The sequence below is a fragment of the Agrobacterium bohemicum genome (genome assembly GCF_002896715.1).
Taxonomy (GTDB): Bacteria; Pseudomonadota; Alphaproteobacteria; order Rhizobiales; family Rhizobiaceae; genus Agrobacterium; species Agrobacterium bohemicum.
Window position 1 is genome coordinate 77023 of the sequence record NZ_PGEL01000027.1, and the last position, 20404, is coordinate 97426.

Annotated in this window: 13 protein-coding genes and 1 riboswitch; of the genes, 6 read left to right on the forward strand and 7 right to left on the reverse strand. The window is 58.0% G+C overall.

All coding sequences use genetic code 11. The features are described from left to right. Positions 1–22 precede the first annotated feature (22 nt). Positions 23–1525 carry a phospholipase D family protein gene (locus CUC55_RS15825; RefSeq protein WP_103088759.1) on the reverse strand — a complete coding sequence of 501 codons (1503 nt, stop codon included), beginning with the start codon at positions 1523–1525 and terminating at the stop codon, positions 23–25. 111 nt (positions 1526–1636) lie between these two features. Beyond that, positions 1637–1825, reverse strand: a complete 189-nt coding sequence (locus tag CUC55_RS15830; protein ID WP_103088480.1) for a hypothetical protein — start codon at positions 1823–1825, stop codon at positions 1637–1639. Between the two features lie 103 nt (positions 1826–1928). Continuing rightward, positions 1929–2109: riboswitch (cobalamin riboswitch) on the forward strand. Positions 2110–2183: 74 nt separating this feature from the next. Here CUC55_RS15830 and bluB point away from each other — a divergent pair. Continuing rightward, on the forward strand, positions 2184–2870 hold the full coding sequence (gene bluB / locus CUC55_RS15835) for a 5,6-dimethylbenzimidazole synthase (RefSeq protein ID WP_103088481.1): 687 nt from the start codon (positions 2184–2186) through the stop codon (positions 2868–2870). Positions 2871–2872: 2 nt separating this feature from the next. Here the strand turns inward: bluB and CUC55_RS15840 are convergent, their stop codons facing one another. Further along, on the reverse strand, positions 2873–4033 hold the full coding sequence (locus tag CUC55_RS15840; protein WP_245303718.1) for a DUF2865 domain-containing protein: 1161 nt from the start codon (positions 4031–4033) through the stop codon (positions 2873–2875). 119 nt (positions 4034–4152) lie between these two features. Then, positions 4153–6468: an NADP-dependent malic enzyme gene (locus tag CUC55_RS15845; protein WP_103088482.1), complete on the reverse strand. Its 2316-nt coding sequence runs from the start codon at positions 6466–6468 to the stop codon at positions 4153–4155. 216 nt (positions 6469–6684) lie between these two features. On the opposite strand from CUC55_RS15845, the gene CUC55_RS15850 reads away from it, so the two are divergent. Beyond that, the gene (locus CUC55_RS15850) at positions 6685–7512 is read left to right on the forward strand and encodes a UDP-2,3-diacylglucosamine diphosphatase (RefSeq protein ID WP_067642762.1); all 828 of its coding nucleotides are present in this window, start codon (positions 6685–6687) and stop codon (positions 7510–7512) included. Positions 7513–7516: 4 nt separating this feature from the next. Here the strand turns inward: CUC55_RS15850 and dgcA are convergent, their stop codons facing one another. Next, positions 7517–8500: an N-acetyl-D-Glu racemase DgcA gene (gene dgcA, locus CUC55_RS15855; protein WP_103088483.1), complete on the reverse strand. Its 984-nt coding sequence runs from the start codon at positions 8498–8500 to the stop codon at positions 7517–7519. Positions 8501–8643: 143 nt separating this feature from the next. On the opposite strand from dgcA, the gene CUC55_RS15860 reads away from it, so the two are divergent. From CUC55_RS15860 to CUC55_RS15875, 4 genes are all read left to right on the forward strand, one after another. Beyond that, positions 8644–9804, forward strand: coding sequence for an ABC transporter permease (locus CUC55_RS15860; RefSeq protein WP_103088484.1), 1161 nt, complete (start codon positions 8644–8646; stop codon positions 9802–9804). Between the two features lie 4 nt (positions 9805–9808). Continuing rightward, complete coding sequence (locus CUC55_RS15865) at positions 9809–10645, forward strand: ABC transporter ATP-binding protein (RefSeq protein WP_103088485.1); 837 nt, start codon at positions 9809–9811, stop codon at positions 10643–10645. Between the two features lie 3 nt (positions 10646–10648). Beyond that, entirely contained in the window at positions 10649–12019 is a 1371-nt protein-coding gene (locus CUC55_RS15870; protein ID WP_103088486.1) for an MlaD family protein, read from the forward strand. Positions 12020–12047: 28 nt separating this feature from the next. Continuing rightward, positions 12048–12650 carry an ABC-type transport auxiliary lipoprotein family protein gene (locus CUC55_RS15875; protein ID WP_067644128.1) on the forward strand — a complete coding sequence of 201 codons (603 nt, stop codon included), beginning with the start codon at positions 12048–12050 and terminating at the stop codon, positions 12648–12650. Between the two features lie 69 nt (positions 12651–12719). Here CUC55_RS15875 and CUC55_RS15880 read toward each other — a convergent pair whose 3' ends face one another. Together CUC55_RS15880 and CUC55_RS15885 are read right to left on the reverse strand one after the other, a co-directional pair. Next, complete coding sequence (locus CUC55_RS15880) at positions 12720–13160, reverse strand: PACE efflux transporter (protein ID WP_067642777.1); 441 nt, start codon at positions 13158–13160, stop codon at positions 12720–12722. A 176-nt stretch (positions 13161–13336) separates the two neighbouring features. Next, positions 13337–20170 (reverse strand): apolipoprotein A-IV repeat region-like domain-containing protein, encoded by a 6834-nt coding sequence (locus CUC55_RS15885; RefSeq protein WP_103088487.1) that lies wholly within the window; start codon positions 20168–20170, stop codon positions 13337–13339. Positions 20171–20404 lie beyond the last annotated feature (234 nt).

Genomic DNA, 20404 nt, shown 5'->3' on the forward strand with positions numbered 1-20404 from the left:
AAACGCTTTTTCTTGAAAAACATTAAAGCTGCGACTCGAGCGGCAAAAGTCCCATGGCAATTACCAGTATCCGGCGGCTGAGGCTTGCATAGGGCTCGTTCGAGTAGTGGCGCAATTCACCGCGCACCAGACCATTCCACACCAGATTTCGTCTTGCATTCAAGGTCAGCTCGAAGCTCATTTCGTGGTTGGTTTCCTGCGCGAAAATTTCGTCCATGGCTTTCACCAGACCTGGAGATGNAAACAGGACACCCATCTCGGTATTCAAAGACATGGAGCGCGGGTCGAAGTTGAGCGAGCCGATAAAGCCGATCTCGCCATCGCGGGTGAAAGCCTTCGTATGCAGGCTGGCCTGACCGGAGCCACGAAGCGAGAAGGACTTGTACTGATCTGCCTGTGAACGAAGCTCGTGTATTTTGACGTTATTGACCAGTAGCGGCTTTCGGTAGCGCGAATAACCAGCGTGAACGGCAGCCACATCCGTCGCTGCCAGTGAATTGGTGAGGATGCAGACAGACACGCCATCGGCGCAGAGGCGTGAGAATGTCTCGACGCCTTTCTGGCCGGGAATGAAATAGGGAGAAGTGATCCTGAGTTTCTTCTTCGCCTGCTCCATGATCGGAAGCAGTGTTTCCATCAGAAAATTATGGCCATTGCGACGGTTTCCGGCAGCCTTTTCAGGCGGGTCGGCAACGACTTTCGCGCTTTCGACCCAATGCAGACTGTCAGACATCAGAAAATTGCCGGAGTGATGCTGGCTTTCCACCTGCGCAAGATAGGGTCGGGCGGCATTTCCCGAGGCAAGGACATCCATTCGCCGACGAAGCTTGGCAAGTTTGCTGGGCCGCCGCGACAGAAGCGATCTGACCGGAACTGCCACTGCACTGTTCCAGTAGTCGTCGAATATGTCCTCTGCCTCGTCAACGCATGTGCCATGCGCTATGACATCGAAATCCCGAAAATTCGTCTGTTCCGCTGCATCGAAATAGGCGTCGCCGATGTTACGTCCGCCGACGATGAGGACCCGACCATCCGCAATCCACGCCTTGTTGTGCATGCGTCGGTTCACGCTGCGAAACCGAAACACCATCTCTATGCCGCGCCTGAAAACGTTCTCACGTGCTTTTGTGGGGTTGAACAGACGCAACTCGATGTTGGGATGGCTGTCGATAGCGTGAAAGGCGCGGTCGGAAATGGACACGCCGAGATCATCAAGCAACAGACGCACCCGCACACCGCGATCGGCAGCGGCGATGACCTCACGCATGACGAGCTGGCCCGTAAGATCCGCGTTCCACATGTAATACATGAGGTCGAGACTGCGCCCCGCCGCCCTTGCGGAGCCCACCCTGGCGGCGAAAGCACCGACATTCGATTGTATCAGGGACAGGGCGTTCTTTTCGGCACGATCCCGGTTGAGGTCCATCCAGTGCCGGTCGAGGGGTGTCTCGTCATCGTCCTTGGAGAGGGCTGTCGATGCGATTTTGATGATGATCTTGTCGCGGTGACGCGTAGCCAGAGCCATACCCGCGACAATGACGAGTACGATAAGGATCGCAATAGCGACAGTGGCATTCACAGAGATGGTATCACCCGCATCNTTTATTGAATATTCTGCTCAGATATCTGGTCTGGGTCAGTGGATTTCAATGCTTCGCCTGTCGGCCTCTTCCTTGATGATATCTTCAACGACCTGTCGTTTCAGGTCAGGATCGCCAAGCAGGTAATCATCTGCGATCTCGAAAATGGATTTTGGGKTTTCGGTTTTCTTGAGCGTATCAAGATCCTGTCCGATGCGCTCGCGAAGTTCGGCATAATTATCCATAAGATGTCCTCCATTGTGCAGGGAGAATGCGTCAGCGGGCTGGAGGGTTCCGGCATCAGTTGGCAAATGACACGGGATTGTCTTGCTTCTTCGCGTTTGCCTCGCGATAACGCCTGCATCAGGTGCCTGCTTTGCGGTAGGAGAATCGGGAACGCGGTGAAATTCCGTGACGTGCCCAACGCTGTAAGGTGGACGCGTGTTGCCATAGGCCACTGAGAGATCGGGAAGGCGGCAACATGCGAGCGAAGCCAAGTCAGAAGACCGGCCTGATGCAACAGACCAACCGCTTGGACAGCGCGAGGTTTTTCGAGATACCGGATGCGGATGTGTCCGGCCTCGGCATTGTTGGGGATTGACGATGCGACCTGATGACCTCGAGCGCGGGCTTGTGCCGGCGCATGAANTTTCTGACGACCATAAGATCGCCGTCTACCGCGCTATCGAAACCCGCCGTGACGTGCGGGACCAGTTTCTGGACGAGCCACTGTCCGACGCGCTGGTAGAAAAACTTCTGAGGGCTGCCCATGCGGCGCCGTCTGTCGGCTTCATGCAGCCATGGAATTTCACACTCGTGACCGATGAAGCCGTGAGGCAGCGCGCGTGGGAGGCATTTTCCCGCGCCAATGCGGAGGCGGCAGAGATGTTCGGGGAGGAGCAGCAAGTTCTTTATCGCAGCCTGAAACTCGAAGGCATCCGCAAGGCACCATTGTCGATCTGCGTGACCTGCGACCCGACCCGTGGCGGCGACGTGGTGCTGGGACGAACCCACAATCCGCGCATGGATGTCTACTCCACCGTCTGCGCCATACAGAACCTGTGGCTGGCCGCGAGGGCGGAAGGCATCGGTGTCGGATGGGTCAGCANTTTCCACGACGCCGATATCCGCGATATTCTCGCCATCCCCGAACACATCGAAATCGTTGCTTGGCTATGCGTCGGCAAGGTCGATATGCTCTATGACGAGCCGGAACTGGCGGTCAAAGGCTGGCGGCAGCGACTGCCGCTGGAGGAACTTGTGTTTCGCGATAGGTGGGGCGNAAAGTAAGGTCACCTTTGCTGCGGCTGTGCGCCTTTCAGCGCTGGGTTTTTCAGATCGATACGGCTCGTTTCTGCGGGCAGAAACTGCGGGCCGACGATGCGGACCTTGCTGTTGTTGGGGTCGTATTCCCGCTCAGGAACAGGCTCTGCCTTCTCCACCGGCTTCGGCTCCTCGGGCTTGATGTCAGCAGGTTTCGGCATTGTGTCACTCTTCGGTGACGTAATGGTCGTGATGCTCGACATCTCCTGTGACGGGGTCGATTGCGGTGCTTTTGCCTGATCTTCCTGCTTTTTCATCTCGTCGTGATAGGCGGCCATGTTGCAGCTACAGGATGGCGAGCGACTGGTGCCTGCGTTGTTGCGATAGGCAAAGGCTGTTGGCATGGAGGCATAGGGTTCGCCCGTTTTGGCCGATACCATGTCCGAACTTTCCTGACCCTGAAGCGAATGGTAGAACAGTTCGGTCTGGGTGCCGGGGCACATGCGCTCGCATTGGGCTGCCTGCGCGCGGAAATCCAGCGGTGTGGCATTCGAGGAAATCGGGAAGAACGCGCCATCGCATGTTCTCACGCAAAGCGTTCTTAATCCGCCTTGCATGGGCATGTCGGGCGAGGGGCGGTAGTCCTGATTATCGGGACTGTCGAAGGGGTCGACCGTGCCGCCCATATCCGGTTGTTGCGAAGGATCGGTCGTGGCGAAGGATGGCGGTTGCTCATCGTAACAACCCTGCGCATCCAGTGCTGCCATGATGCGTTCGCGGCTGTCCTGCGCGTTCTCATCGCGCTGCGAGGCCAGCATGCGGTCTCGATCTTCCGCAATCATGGCACGGTCGGATTCGGCCTGAACCAGCGCATCACCGATTTCGCCGCAGAGTTCGGCGTTTGGATTGCCATAGACGATGACGCTGCCTGACGAGCAGCCGTAGCCGCGCATATCGTTCTTGATCCGACGAATGAGAATATTCTGTTGCGCCAGCGCATTGGCGTAACGTCTTACCTCGGCCGTGTTGCCGATGATGCGCGTTGGCTGAGTGAGCTGCTGGCGCAGCCCATCACAGACGGCACTGGCCTGCGCCGACAGGGGTGCTGCAAGCATGAGAGTGAAAAATGTGCCGATCAAACGGCTGCGGCGCGGGATCAATGGTCCGTCCGTTTCCTGCCCTGCCATCATGCAGGTCATATCCTGTTGATCATCGTCCGCGGAATGCGAAGCATGTTTATGCGTTCAGGATAACATAAGCCCGTGCCGCAAAGCGGCAAGGGCCTGTTCAAAATTACGTTAACCCGGCCTTACACCGAAGGGTGCGAGGCCTGAACCGTTGCAAGCGCTGCCATGTTGACCACGCCACGCGATGTCACCGTTGGTGACAGGATGTGAACGGGCAGAGCGGAGCCGAGCAGGATCGGGCCGACATGCAGGCCTTCTGTCATGGTGCGGACGACGCCCAGCGTGATGTTGGCCGAGTCGAGATTCGGGAAGACCAGAAGATTGGCTTCGCCCGACAAGGCGCTGTTTGGCATGGCGCGCTTGCGCAGAATTTCAGACAGGGCCGAACCGCCCTGCATTTCGCCATCGATTTCCAGTTCCGGCGCCGCATCGCGCACCAGCTGAAGGGCACGGCGCATCTTGCGGGCGCTTTCCGAATCGCGCGAGCCGAAATTCGAATGGCTGACCAACGCGATCTTTGGCGTGATACCGAAACGCTTGATCTCCTTGGAGGCAAGGATTGCAAGTTCGGCAATGTCTTCCGAAGTCGGCTCGTAATTGACGAAAGTGTCGGTGAGGAAGATCGCGCCTTGTTGGGTAATCAGCAGGCTGAGGCCGCCGAATGCGTGGGCGCCTTCGCGTTTGCCGATGATCTGGTTCACGTCGCGCAGATGGCGGTCGAAGCGACCTTCCAGACCGCAGATCAGGGCATCCGCTTCGCCGCGTTTGACCGACAGCGCGCCGATGACGGTGCTGTTGGTGCGCACGATTGTGCGGGCTGCTTCCGGGTTGATACCGGCGCGACCGACCAGCGCGAAGTAGTCATCGACATATTCACGGTAACGCGGATCATCCTCGGGGTTGACCACTGCAAAGTCCGCGTGAGGACGAATACGCAGGCCGAAACGCTTCAGGCGCGTCTCGATGATCTGCGGACGGCCGATGAGGATTGGAACGCCGGTTCCTTCTTCCAGCAGCACCTGGGCCGCGCGAAGTACACGCTCGTCTTCGCCTTCGGCAAAGATGATGCGCTTCTTTTCGGCAGTCTTGGCCAGATTGAAGATCGGCTTCATGATGAAGCCGGAGCGCCAGACGAAGCGGTTCAACTGATCCAGATAGGCGTCGAAATCGGTAATCGGGCGGGCGGCCACACCGCTTGCGGCAGCAGCACGCGCAACGGCTGGCGCAATACGCAGGATGAGACGCGGATCAAACGGCGATGGAATGAGATAGTTGGGGCCGAAGACGGGGGTCTCTTCGCTATAGGCCTTTGCCGCGACTTCAGAGACCTCCTCACGCGCCAGCTCGGCTATGGCGTGAACGGCGGCCATTTTCATTTCTTCGTTGATGGTGGTCGCGCCGCAATCCAGTGCGCCCCTGNAAATATAGGGGAAGCAAAGCACATTGTTGACCTGGTTCGGGAAGTCGGAACGACCCGTGCAGATCATCGCATCCGGGCGCGCAGAGCGTGCGAGTTCCGGCATGATTTCAGGATTTGGGTTGGCAAGTGCCAGAATGAGCGGCTTTTCCGCCATGCGGGCCAGAAGCTCGGGTTTCAGCACGCCGGCGGCGGAGAGGCCGAGGAAGACATCGGCGCCATCGATTGTTTCGTTCAGGGCGCGCTTGTCGGTCTTCTGCGCGTAAACTTCTTTCCACTCGTCCATCAAACTGTTGCGGCCATCATAAACGAGGCCTTCGATATCGTGGACCCAGATGTTTTCGCGCTTGGCGCCGAGAACGACGAGCAGGTTGAGGCAGGCGAGCGCTGCAGCGCCTGCGCCCGATGCAACGATCTTGACGTTTGCAAGCGANTTTCCGGCAAGTTCCAGTGCGTTAGTCACAGCCGCGGCGACGATGATGGCGGTGCCATGCTGGTCGTCATGGAACACGGGAATGTTCATCTTCTCACGAAGCTGGCGCTCCACTTCGAAACATTCCGGTGCCTTGATGTCTTCAAGGTTGATGCCGCCGAAAGTCGGCTCCAGCGCCGAGATTGTGGACACCATGTCGTTGATGCCGGGTGCATCGATTTCGATATCGNAAACGTCGATGCCAGCGAATTTCTTGAACAGAACCGCTTTGCCCTCCATGACGGGCTTGGAGGCGAGAGGGCCGATATTGCCAAGGCCCAGAACCGCCGTACCGTTAGAAATGACGGCAACAAGATTGGCGCGCGCGGTATATTCGGCGGCCATTTCAGGGNTTTCGTGAATGGCAAGGCAGGGGGCAGCAACGCCGGGCGAATAGGCAAGCGCCAGATCGCGCTGGTTTCCAAGGGGTTTGGACGCCTGAATCTCCAGTTTTCCCGGGCGCGGATAGCGGTGGTAGAAAAGTGCCTGTTGTTCCAGATCCGCATTGGCGTTTTTGTCTTGCGTCTTGCCCGTGTCCTGAGAACTCATTCTATCACCGCTTATTTCAAGTTTATTGGAGGCCTTTGCATACAACAATCGGCAGGTGCGTACAGCCGTTTATTTCATCTACGACACCCAAAAGCGGTACTTTTCACACGGCTTAAAACGAGAGTTTCCTTCAGAAATGGCCGGTTGTCATCTTGCTGAAACACGAGTCTGGNTTTGCAGGAGAAGAAAGTTGCCGAGACAAGGGGGAAGAGTTCCATGGCCGCGCAAACCGAAGCCAGACAGTTCAGAACACTTTTCATTTCCGACGTGCATCTTGGCTCCAAAGCAGCCAAGACGGATTTCCTGCTGGATTTCCTGCGCTACCACGAAGCCGATACGATTATTCTCGTTGGTGACATCATCGACGGCTGGCGACTGCGCCGTAACTGGTATTGGCCGCAAGGCTGTAACGATGTCGTGCAGAAGCTGCTGCGCAAGGCGCGCAAGGGCACGCGTATCGTTTACATCCCTGGCAATCACGACGAATTCCTACGGGAGTTTCCCGGTACTCACTTCGGCGGTATCGAAGTGGCGGAGCGGATGATCCATGAGGCTGCGGACGGCAAGAAATACCTCGTCATTCACGGTGACGAGTTCGATGTCGTGGTCCGCAACGCGCGCCTTCTCGCCTATCTCGGCGACTGGGCCTATGATGCGGCGATTGCCATCAACGTGCTGCTGGCTGCCGTTCGCCGCCGTATCGGTTTGCCTTACTGGTCGTTCTCTGCCTGGGCAAAGCAGCAGGTGAAGCATGCCGTCAATTTCATTGGCGAGTTCCAGCGTGTGGTGGCCGATGAAGCGCGCCGCAACAATGTCGACGGTGTTATCTGTGGCCACATTCACCACGCGGTGATGGAGGATATGGACGGTATCCGCTACATCAACACCGGTGACTGGGTGGAAAGCTGTACGGCGGTTGCCGAAAATGCCGACGGAACCTTCGAGCTGATCACATGGATGAAGTCCGACGATCAGGTCGAGACGTCGGTGCGTGAGCTTGAGCCGGTGAATATCGCTGGATTGCTCGGCAGACAGGCGGCCTGATTCTTTAGCCCCACAGTTCCGGTTCTGGTGGATGAACGAGCGATCCTTCATACCGCATGCCGGGAACGCGGTCCCGCACGAGCAGTAGCGGCCCGTCGAGATCGGCATAGGCGGTGTCCTGCGCCAGCATAAGCGCAGGTGCCATGCCGAGCGATGTGCCCAGCATGCATCCGACCATGATGATGAAGCCCAGTCGCTCCGCCTCCTTCTTCATGACGAGTGCCTCCGTCAGGCCGCCGGTCTTGTCCAGCTTGATGTTGATGGCGTCGTAGCGGTCACGCAGCGCGGTTAGATCGGTCGTCAGATGCACAGTTTCGTCAGCGCAGATGGCGACTGGCCTTTCGATTTGCGCCAGAATGGCATCCTTGCCAGCGGGTAACGGTTGTTCGATAAGCGCGATGTTCAGCTCTTTCGCCACGGCGAAATGATGCCCGATGTTGTGTTCCGTCCAACCTTCGTTCGCATCGATGATGATGGTTGCGTGTGGCGCGGCGGCACGAACGGCGCGCAGACGTGCCTCATCATCCTGAGTGCCTGTCTTGATTTTCAGAAGGGGACGCGAGGCATTCTCCGCGGCTTTGGCAGCCATGGCATCAGGTTCGCCCAGAGAAATCGTGTAGGCGGTGACAATGGGCTTTGGTGACGCCGTCAGAACCCTGGACGCTACGCTTGTGCCTGACAGTTTCGCCTCCAGATCCCACAACGCGCAATCGACCGCATTGCGGGCCGCACCCGGTTTCATCATGTGCTGCAATTCGGAACGGTCGATGCCGTTGGACACGGCATGCGAAACTGCCCTGATATCCTCAAGAACGCCATCGATTGATTCGCCGTATCGGGTGTAAGGCACGCACTCGCCGACACCTTTGATGCCANTTTCCGTAATCGAGCAGGCGACGACGACCACTTCTGTGCGGCTTCCGCGTGAAATGGTGAAGCTGCCCGCAACCGGGAAGACTTCAGCTGTGGCTTCGAGGTAACGGCCCATCGAAATTACCCTTTAGTTGGATGTAAAACACGGTAACTGACAATAAATCTACGAAATNCCCCCGGATCGCTGTGGCTTGGTGATCCGTCAATCGGTATGAATCGTTACGGAATCTTTAATAAGCTGCATTCGCTTGGAGCAAGATGCAAGAACCTGAAGCACGGCAACCGGCGCAACCGGCAGCGATCTCGGCGGATAACGACGCGAACGGCGGCTCTGCGCGTTACGTTCTGACTGGCTCATGGCGCAACGCTCATGTCAGTTCGGTTCTTGGCGACATTGAAAAAATCGAAAAATCTGGCGCCAACGGTTCGATCGTGGTCGATCTTTCGGGTGTCGAGAACATCGATACGACAGGCGCATGGCTGTTGCAGCGCATGCGTCACAGGCTGGGAAAAGCCGGTGGGCAGGTGGCATTCGAGGGCAATGAACAGGTCGAGGGGATCATATCCTCTCTGCCGGAAGAAGCGCCTCTGCCACCCAAAGACACGACCAAACACAGTCTGAGCGAACGCATCTTCTCGCCTGTCGGCAAGAATGTCGTTCAGGCAGGCGCTGATTTTCTGGCGGGCATGTATATTCTGGGCTCCGCTGTTCGCGGCGCGCAGATGAAGCTGGGGCGTGGGCGCGGTGTTTCTCCTGCCGCCATCGTCAACCAGATCGATCATATGGGCGTTCGGGCCGTCCCGATCATTCTGCTTATGTCGTTTCTGATCGGTGCGATCATTGCCCAGCAGGGTGCGTTCCAGCTGCGGTATTTCGGTGCTGAAGTCTTCGTGGTCGACCTTGTCGGTATTCTGCAACTGCGTGAAATCGGTGTGCTGTTGACCGCCATCATGATCGCTGGCCGTTCGGGAAGCGCGATCACCGCCGAAATCGGCTCGATGAAAATGCGCGAGGAAATCGACGCGCTGAAGGTCATCGGCCTCAATCCGGTGGGCGTGCTGGTGTTTCCGCGTCTGGTCGCGCTGACGATCGCGCTGCCGCNTTTGACAATCATCGCCAACTTTGCTGCGCTGTTCGGGGCTGCAGTCGTTTCGCTGCTCTATTCTGGCATCACGTTCGAGGTTTTCCTGTCACGCCTGCATTCCGCCGTGGNAATTTCCACCATTGCATCTGGCATGATCAAGGCGCCGTTCATGGCGTTGATCATCGGCATTGTTGCAGCGGTCGAGGGTATGAAGGTGGGTGGTAGTGCCGAATCCCTCGGTCAGCATGTCACGTCCTCAGTCGTGAAATCCATTTTCGTCGTGATCCTGGTCGATGGCGTCTTCGCCATCTTCTATGCAGCTATCGATTTTTAGGGAGATGCTGTTGCAGGATCACGAAACAACGAAAAGCAAAAACAAGGATCGTGAGGTCGTTCTCTCGGTTGAAGGGGCGACCGTGTCATTCGGTGACAAGGTTGTTCTGGACAAGCTCGATCTCGATGTCTATCGCGGCGAAATCCTTGGCTTCATCGGTCCATCCGGTGCTGGNAAATCCGTTTTGATGCGCGCTATTCTGCGCCTCATTCCGCGCCAGGGCGGTACCATCAAGATTCTCGGGACCGACTACGACAAGGCGACGGACGAGGAGCGCATGGGGCTCGATACCCGCCTTGGTGTGCTGTTTCAGCAGGGTGCGCTGTTTTCCGGCCTGACGGTGAAAGAGAACATTCAGCTGCCGATGCGCGAGTATCTCGACCTGCCGCAGTCACTGATGGACGAGCTTGCTGCTCTGAAGATCGATATGGTTGGCCTGGCAGCGGATGCTGCCGACAAATATCCATCTGAATTGTCCGGTGGCATGATCAAGCGCGCGGCCCTAGCACGTGCATTGTCTCTCGACCCGGATCTGGNTTTTCTGGACGAACCGACATCGGGCCTAGACCCCATCGGTGCGGCAGAATTTGATATGCTGATCGCGCGGCTTCGTGATTCGCTGGGTTTGACCGTCTACATGGTGACGCACGATCTCGACAGTCTGTTTTCGGTCTGTGATCGCATCGCGGTTCTGGGCAACAATAAGGTTGCAGTGGAAGGCACACTCGAGGAAATGTTCGAAAGCGACGATCCTTGGGTTCAATCATATTTCCGCGGNAAGCGGGCACGTGCCGTCGTCCTTCCTGATGGCACGCAACACATTCCGGGGAGTGACGAGTAAGTCATGGAAACCAAGGCAAACTACACCATTGTGGGAATTTTCACGCTGATCGTGATCGCTGCCGCTTTCGGTTTCGTCTACTGGATGGCCGAATTCGGGCGTGGTGGTCCGACTGCTCAATTGACAATCCGCATTCCAGGCTCTGCCAATGGTCTTTCCGTCGGTTCGCCGGTGCGGTTCAACGGTATTCCCGTGGGTACGGTTCGCGGCCTGTCCATCGACCGCGATGATCCCGCCTACTCGATTGCGTTTACGGAGGTGCAGGCCGACGCGCCGGTGTTTCCTTCCACCCGTGCGGTGCTGGAAATCCAGGGCCTGACAGGTGCCGCCTATATCGAGCTTTCCGGCGGTCGCAACAATGAAGAGCGGATTTTGCAGAAGTCGTTCGACACCGGCGTACCTGCTGAGTTGACCGCTGACCTCTCAAGCGTGACCAACCTTCTGGCAACGGCTGACAAGATACTGAAACGCGCCGACGGTGCCATTGGTGAGTTGCAGGGCTTCGTACAGGATGCGCGCGGGCCTTTGACGCAGACCGTTCGCAATGCCGAAAAATTCTCAGATGCGCTTGCCTCCAACTCAGACGGTATCGAGAACTTTCTGGAAAGCCTGAGTTCTCTATCAACGACCGTACAATCCGTTTCCGTTCGTCTGGACGGCACTTTGACGGCAGTTGAGGGGCTGGTGAAATCCGTCGATTCGGNAAAGATCGATTCGATCCTGACCAATGTCGACAAGGTGACGTCTGATGTCGCCGAATCCTCGGGTGGAATTCAGGACATCATGTCGACCGTGCAGCGCACGTCACGCAATTTCGAGCAGGCAAGTGCGGAAGTGCAGACTGTCGTGAAACGTGCGGACCAGTTGCTTGCATCGGTTGACGCCAGCAAGGTCAGCAACGCCGTGGAAGATGTCGCTGCGGCCACTTCGGACGTTCGTCAGGCAATCTCTACCTTCCGCCAGATCGCAGATGATGTCGGCACCCGTCGCCCTGATATTGATCAGGCAATTGCCGATTTCACCGATATGTCGCGCAAGTTGAATGCGGCTTCCAGCCGTGTTGATGGTATTTTGGCGAAAGTTGACGGATTGCTTGGAACCGATGATGCCAATTCGCTTTTCTCCAAGGCGCGTGAGACGCTTGCCTCCTTCAAGGCCGTCGCCGACAATATCAATATGCGCGTTGGTCCTATCGCCGACAATCTGGCGCGGTTCTCCAGTTCGGGCCTGAAAGACTTCCAGGCTTTGATTGGCAGCACACGCCAGACAGTCGACAATCTGAACAACACGATCACAAATTTCGATCGCGATCCGCAGCGCCTGATCTTTGGCGGCGAGAACGTGAAACAGTATGACGGCCGGACAAGGCGTTGACGGGGGTAGGACATTGAAGGTTTCGCTGATGCGCTGGCAGGGTTCGGCCCCGACCAAAATTGTGATGATGCTGCCTCTTATGGCTGGCCTTCTGGCCGGTTGCGGCGGTGCTGCCAAGAACGACACGTTTGATCTGTCCGTGTCATCGGGCACTGTGACGCAGGCTCCATCGTTCCGCTCACGCCAGCTTCTGATTGCCGAGCCAACGGCCCTGAAGGCGCTGGACAGCGAGAATATCGTTGTGCGCCTTTCAGGCTCGGAAGTGCAATATCTGGGCAGTTCGCAATGGAGCGATCGCCTGCCACGCATGGTGCAATCCAAGCTCGTGGAAGCCTTCGAGGACACAGGTAAGCTCGGCGGCGTCGGCCGTCCCGGGCAGGGTCTCGCTATCGACTATCAGGTCGTTACCGATATCCGCGCCTTTGAGGTCGACACAGCAAAGAACCTTGCGACGATCGAAATTTCGGTGAAGTTGCTGAACGACAAGAACGGCACCGTGAAAGCGCAGGAGGTGTTCCGCTCCACCGCCCGCGTCAGCGGTTCGGGCAATGCGAATTTCGTCAAGGCGCTCGACAACGCGTTTGCATCGACCTCACGAGAGATTGTCGCCTGGACGCTGCGGTCTCTCTGACGACATCGCATTTGAGAACAAACGCCGTGCGTTGCGAAACGCACGGCGTTTTGATTCGTGGCGATGGGGTCAGCGCTTCGCCAGAGGCTCGGTGTTCCATTCGGGCAAAGGAAACAGCCGGTCGTAGCACCAGTTGAAAACAAACGCATAGACGACGTAGAACAGCGCAAAGGACACGTCCATGACGAGGGCATGGATGAGGCTGACGTTCAGATACCAGGCGATGAATGGCATGAGAACGACCAGCAAGCCCAGCTCGAAAATGACCGCATGTGCCACGCGCGCCAGCATCGTTTTTTGCGTCGTGCCACGCCAGCGCTGCATGGTTTTGTCAAAGCCGAGATTATAGAGGTAATTCCAGATGGTTGCCGCTGTGGCGCTGACGATGCCGACGATGCCTATGTCCGTCACGGGTATCTCGAAGGCGATAGCGCCGAGCGGTATGATCAGCAGAAGGCCAATGATTTCGAAGGAAATGGCGTGGCGAACGCGGTCTTTGATGGAACGCATGGGGGTACTCCCGATGTATCGGGTCGTCCCGAGTTTCAATCATCATGCCNGGGTCGTCCCCGTGGGCGTGATATAGAGCTTCGGCAGAACCGCTTCAAGCTCATTGCTAATATACAGCCAAAGAAAAAGCCCCAAAGAATTGTTCTTCGGGGCTTTATATTCGAGATGTCTGCGCCTTAGCTGAAGCGTCCTGCCGCGTGCGCAAGCATGGTATAGACCTTGCCGGTGTCTGAGGTGAGGTATGATTGCGTGACGGTGCGGTCACGGTCTGTCCTTGCGACGTCAGCAAGCAGCTTTTCGAAATCGGAGATATAGCGATCGACAGCGGTCCGGAATTCCGTTTCGCGTTCATACTTGCGCTTGATCTCGTCGAATGTCTGCTGGCCCTTGAGCGTGTAGAGGCGGCGCGTGAACACGTCGCGTTCACCGCGCTGGTAACGGCCCCACAATTCCACCGATGCATCGTGGTCGATGGCGCGAGCAATATCGACAGACAGCGAGTTCAAAGACTCCACGACATGGCGGGGATTGCGATTGTCCGTGGCGCGGGTCTGCGGTTCTTGAGCAGGACGCGGCGTGGGCGCAGTTTGGCCCGTCACATCCTGACCATCACGCGAGGCACCGCGCAGGAGATCGCTGATCCAGCCACCACCTTCTTCGCGGCGCTGAGCAGGTGCGGCAAAACCTGCCTGTGGCGGTACCGGGCGAGTTTCCAGCGGCGCCGTGTTGCGTATGACAGGTGCAGAGGCCGTGACCGGAGCTGGTGGCTGCGGCTGTGGTTGCGGGGCTGGGCGGGCTGCGACGGGCGCAGCCGCGACAACCGGTGCTGCGACCTGGGCTGGCTGTTCGCGCGTTTCGGCGCGTGGCTGCGGCTGAACCGGAGCAGGCTTGGTGGCAGCGATGGCACGGGCTGCCGGTTCGGAAATTTCCAGCTGCTGCGTCGAGCGACCGACGAGTTGGGAAATGTCCTGCAACGCCTTGATCTGCTCGGAAACGGCACGGCGCATAGCAGCCGCACTTTCCTTGGCTTCTTCCGGCAGGTCAAAGGCACCGCGCTTCAGTTCCGCACGGGTCGAGTCGAGTTCCTTGCGGATGTCGACACTGGAGCGGCGGATTTCGTCCGTTGCGCCGGCAAAGCGAGTGACGGCTTCTTCAACCGCTTCGCGCAATGTTTCGCGCATGACGGCTGCGGCAGCGCTGGACTTGTCTGTCGCGCTTCCCATCAGCTTGTCGACATCAGATAGCGAGGAGGCAACGCCGCCGCGAAGACGGTTGACCAGCTCATCGGAGTACTTCTGCGCGTTGGCCATCGTGCCTTCGATGGAGCGGCTGGCGTCCTGACCGGCAGAGAGAAGCGCGCCACGCATATTCTGCGCTGCCTGTTGTGCTCTCTGTTCGGTTTCGTCGAGCGATTGACCGATCTGATCGAAGGTGGACCCCAGATTTTCGCGAAGGTTGCCAGCGACATTTGCCGAACGCTGCTCCGCCTGCGCAATTGTCTGCTCGACAGCGCTCATGACGCCGCGCATCGAGGTTTCAATTTCTTCGGAGCGGGTCAGGAGGCCAACGGAGAGCGACCGCAGGGCTTCCTGGCGTTCTTCCAGTGTGCCTGCAAGGCTCGTCTGTGCGGCACTAAGCAGTTCAGAGGCCTGTGACAGAACGGTGGAGTGTTCTTCGAAACGACCGACGATGCCTGCGACCTGCGAAAGCGTCTGACCTGAGATATTGGCTAGGCGATCGATCTTTCCCTCCAGCAGGCGGCTGGAGCTGGACACCATATCCGACGCGCGGGATGCAGATTCCGAGAAGCTGGACGCAGCCGTGTTGAGAGAGTTGTCTGCCGCGCGGAATTCCTGAGTGGCACGAACGACTGCGACATTGAGGTTGTCGACCGCGTCAGACACGACATTCGCCATGCCGGTATGGGTTTCCGACAGTTTGGCCGTGCTCTGACGAGTGGCATCGACCAGACGGTCGGCAGCCTCGTTGCCAGCCTTGGCGTAATCACCAATTGCCTGTTCGACAAGTTGAGCCATGCCGCTGTTACTTTCGGCTAGCAGACTTGCGCTCTGCTGCGCGGCAGTAACGATCTTCTCGGCGGCGTTTTGACCAATCGTCGCATATTCGTTGACGAGGGGCTTTGCCTTTTCTTCTATGAGGCGGGACAGTTCCGCAGAACGGCTCGCCAGCATCGAGTTGAGTTCGCGGGTGCGGGTATCGAGCGTCGAGCGAATGGACTCGCCGCGCGCATCGAGTGAGCTTTCGACGCCTGAGAGCGTGTCGGAAATGGCGCCAACCTGCGAGCGGACGATGGCTTCAGCTTCGGCAACCTTGTTGACGATGGCGTTGCCAGCTTCCGAGAAGGTCTGTGCGACGGCTGCGGCCTGGCCGGAGAGGCGACCCTGGGCATCGGAAATGCGCCCGACGATTTCATTCGAGCGCTGTTCGATGGCGCTCGCGAACTCATCATTGCGCGCCCGGACCTGATCGGCAAATTCCGAACCGGTCTTGGCCAGACGTTCAGCCGAGCGATTGGCTTCGCCATCCATCGTTTCCGCCGCGTTTACGACAGCGTCACGCAAGCTGACGGCGAGGCCCGTTGCTTTGCCTTCAATGGTGCGATTGACATTTTCGAGGCCGATGTTCAGTGCGCGATCCATCGTACCGAGGCGTTCATCGATGCGAGCCGTGCCGGTGTCGAAGACACTGGCGATACGCTGCGTGGCGTCTTCGCTGGTGCGAACAAAAATCTCCGTCTTGCCGTCCAACGTATCGGAAATTTTGCGGCTGGCATCTTCTATGGATGCATTGACGTTACCGAGATCGGTCTGGATCCGGGTCTGCAGCGCACCAATATTGCTTTCCAGCTGGGCACCTGTCTCATCGAGACGCGTGGAAACCTGGCTGACGGACTGCTCGACACGTGACGACAGGGTGTCAGCGGCACTACCGATTTCACGGGCTGCATCGCCCATCTTGATCGCCACATCGCTGGCGCTGTTGCGCAACCGCTCTTCGAGGTTGGCACCGCTGGTGTCGATGGTCTGCTGAAGCGCTTCCTGCTGTGTTTCGAGGGAAATTTCCAGCATGCTNGCGCTCGAAGCGATCGTAGTGCCGATGGACATTGCCTGTTCGGACAGGAGGTCGCTCATACGCTCCTGCGCGGCACCAAGCGTGTCGCTCAGCGCGCCGTGATGCTGGTCGAGCGTTGTGCGAAGTTGGTCGTGCGAGGAAACGAGATTGNTTTCCATACGCGATACACCGCTCTCCATCGTCTCGGAGAAGCGGCCTGCGCCGCCTTCGATGGCGGTTTCGATGCGGGTGGCGGCAATGCCGACGGTCTGCTCTATCAGATCGCTGTTGCGCTCTACAGTTCTGGTGATGGCATTGGCCTGAACGCCCAGCATCGTGTCGAGGCGAAGATGACCGACGGAAAGCGCTTCATCAAGGGTAGCAGCGGTCGAGGCCAGACGCTGCTCTGCGCCAACGACGGACTGGGTGATCGCAGCGGTGCGATTGTCCAGCGTTTCAGTCATGCGCTCTTCGGCGCCTGATATCGCCATGTCGATGGCCATTGTGCGGCTGTCGAGTGCGTCCGCGATGCGTTCTTCCACGCCGGAAACTGCGTTGGTGAGGGCAACGGTACGGCTATCCAGTGTATCTGCAATGCGTCCTTCAACGCCGGATACAGCACTCGTGAGCGCACTCGTGCGGCTGTCCATGGTTTCGGCAAGGCGCTCTTCGGCAGATGAGAATGCCATGTCGATGGCCATGGTACGGCTGTCGAGTGTGTCTGCGATCCGTTCCTCAACGCCGGAAACCACGCTGTTGAGCGCTGCCGTTCTGCTGTCGAGCGTTTCGGAAATGCGGTTTTCAACGCCCGACACAACCGTGTTGAGCGCAGCCGTTCTTGAATCCAATGTCTCTGCGATGCGCTCTTCCGCACCGGAGAAAGCCATGTCGATGGCCATGGTACGGCTGTCGAGTGTGTCGGCAAGGCGTTCTTCGACACCGGAAACGACGCTGTTGAGTGCGCTCGTGCGGCTATCCATCGTTGCAGCGATACGCTCTTCCGCACCGGAGAATGCCATGTCGATAGCCATTGTACGGCTGTCGAGGGTATCGGCGAGGCGTTCTTCGACGCCGGAAACGACGCTATTAAGCGCGCTCGTGCGGTTATCCATGGTTTCGGCGATACGCTCTTCTGCACCGGAGAAAGCCATGTCGATAGCCATCGTGCGGCTGTCGAGTGTGTCCGCGAGGCGTTCTTCGACGCCGGAAACGACGCTGTTCAGCGCACTCGTGCGGCTATCCATGGTTTCAGCGAGACGTTCTTCCGCAGAGGAGAATGCCATGTCGATGGCCATCGTGCGGCTGTCGAGTGTGTCCGCGATCCGCTCTTCGACACCGGATACGACGCTGCTCAGGGCGGCCGTGCGGCTATCGAGGGTTTCGGCAATGCGGTCTTCAACGCCGCTGACGACGTTGGTCAGTGCCGTCGTGCCATTCTGAATAGTATCAGAGATGCGGCTTTCGACGCCTGAAACAACCGTGTTGAGTGCGGCTGCTCTGGTGTCAAGTGTTTCCACCAGACGTTCTTCCGCAGACGAGAATGCCATGTCGATGGCCATTGTGCGGCTATCGAGCGTGTCTGCAATACGCTCTTCAACACCTGAAACGGCACTTGTCAGCGCGCCCGTGCGGCTGTCGATTGTTTCGGCAAGACGTTCTTCTGCCGTCGAAAACGCCATGTCCAGCGCCATGGTGCGGCTGTCGAGCGCATCTGCGATGCGTTCTTCGACGCCCGATACGACACTGTTGAGAGCCGAGGTGCGGCTATCCAGTGTCTCCGCGATGCGCGTTTCGGCACCCGATACGACATTGGCGAGAGCCGCTGTTCTGCTTTCGAGCGTGTCGGCAATACGGTCTTCCACACCGGCAACGGCGTGGTGGATTGCGGCTGTACGGACATCGAGCGTGTCGGCCAGACGTTCCTCGACGCCCGAGACGGCGCCGGTAATGGCGGCGGCACGGCTGTCGAGGGTTTCTGTCAGGCGACGCTCGACATCGGCAACGATGCTGTTGATGGCAGCGGCGCGCTCATCAAGAAGAGCTGCCAGATGTTCGGCTGAGCCCGAAACGGAGCCGGTGATGCTTTCCGTGCGGCTGGCCAGCGCGCTGTCGAAACGCTCCTGGCTGGCGGTGAGGGCGCTGAACAAAGCGTTGCTGCGCTCCTGGAATACGGCATCAATATTTTGATGTGTATTGCTGAATGCACCGGTAATTTCCGCCGTGCGGGCACCAATGGCATTGCTCAGATCACGAGTGTGATTTTCGAGCGTACTTTCCAGCATTTCCTGGCTGGTGCCCAGAGTCGTTGCCAGCGCAAACGACTGGTCGGTGAGAGCGGTGCTGAGGCGTTCGATACCGGAGTTCAGCGTGCCGTCGATGCTATCGGTACCACCCGCAACGGTTTCGTTGATACGGGCGAGGCTTTCCATCAGCTTGCTGTCGAGGCTGCCTGCGCGTTGATCGAAGGCGCTGGTGAATTCGGCCACGCGCTCATCGAAGGCGGAGTTGACGAGGCCAACCGTGGTCTGGAGCTTTTCTTCGAACAGGCCCGACCGCAGGTCGAGATCCATGATCGCGTCATCGGCGGAGCTTTGCAGGTTCTGGCGGAACGAAAGGCCTTTTTCTTCCAGTGTCGTTGTCAGCTTGTCGAGAACATTATCCAGCGAGCCGCCAATGATGGCCTGGCCGCGCTCGATGTTCTGACCGAGTTCGAGCGTCCGCTTGGAAAGCGTATCGTTGAGAAGACGGGTGCGCTCTTCCAGCGTTTTGTTGAGGTTTTCCGTGCCCGTGCTGATATTGGACGCCTGTGTGGCGAATTGGTCCAGAAGCAGGCGGCCACGATCATCCAGTGTCGTGCTGAGATCGTGCAGGCGCAGATCGAATTCGTTCGAAATGGCAGCGCCAGAAGAATTCAGTGCCTTGAGAAGATTATCGGTCTTGGAGGCAATGAGGCTGCCCATGGCTTCCGAAGAGGCGCGCGACTTTTCGAGAAGCGCGGCGGACCGCGTATCTATCAGCGAGGCGAAAGCTTCGCCGCTGGTCGCCAGGCGCATCGAAAGCTCTTCACCGACGATGGAGAGCTCTTCCTTGATCTGGTCCTGTGCACCCATGATGGACGAGCGAATACGCTCTGCATGATTGATGATGGCGTCGCGCTCTGCGCTGAGTTCCTCAACGAGGCTGCGGACGCGGGTTTCATTGTCGGCATAGCTGCGCTCGAGAGCATTGACTTCGGAATGGACGAGCGTTTCAAGCTCGGTGGCTCGGGCAATCGTGCGCTCGATGCCATCGTTCATTGCGGAAACTTCACGGCGAACGGCCTGACCAACGGACATGATGCGTTCGGACGCGATGGTTTCCGGCTCAGAGAGGCGAAGTGCGACTTCGGCCATGGAACGTGCAGCGTTGCGCAGATCGCNGGCGCGCGCCATCATGAGGGCGAAGGCAAAGAACAGCATGATCGGAACGATGACGCCGATGATGATCGCCATGACGCCGGGAACGGCAAAAAGCTCCGCAATAGAGCTGACATTCCAGATCAGGTTTCCGTAAAGGACGTGTGCAAGGCCAGCACCCGCAATGGCCCACAAAACCGAAACAATGCCTGCATTGCGCAGTGCGCCCGTCACGGAACCAGCGTCCAAGGATTTGAGGATCATGGCAGGGCTGCGCTTTGAGCCGTCATTGGCTGCTTCGAGAGATGGCGATCTCGGGGCTTGCTCGGCAGCGGCAGGTCGTTGTTGCTGTGGCTGTTCCGCGGGGCGTGTCTTTTCTCTTTCAGGCGCTCTTGGCTTTTCTGGCACTCTGGCCTCCGCAGACTTTGGAGTGGACCTCTTGCGAGGCTCCGGCTGGGTTTCGTACGCGCCGAGTTGCAAGGCATCTTCAAGTGCCTGAAATGCAGTCTCGTCAATCGAGTCGCTGATCTTATTATTCGCCATGCGGTTACGCCTCGTTACATATACGCCCGGCCTCATGCCGTGCACCCCATCGCCGCCTTGCTCAGGGATATCCGCCATCATGCCTCAAGACACGATACCTTGCGGGTATATAGTGCCTCGTTTCTTACCAATTCCCTGAGAGCCGGTGATCAGGCACACAGACAAACCAATTTACGCACCGAAATTCACGTAACCGGACTTAGGTCATGCGAGACGGCAGTACCGTAGTGACAC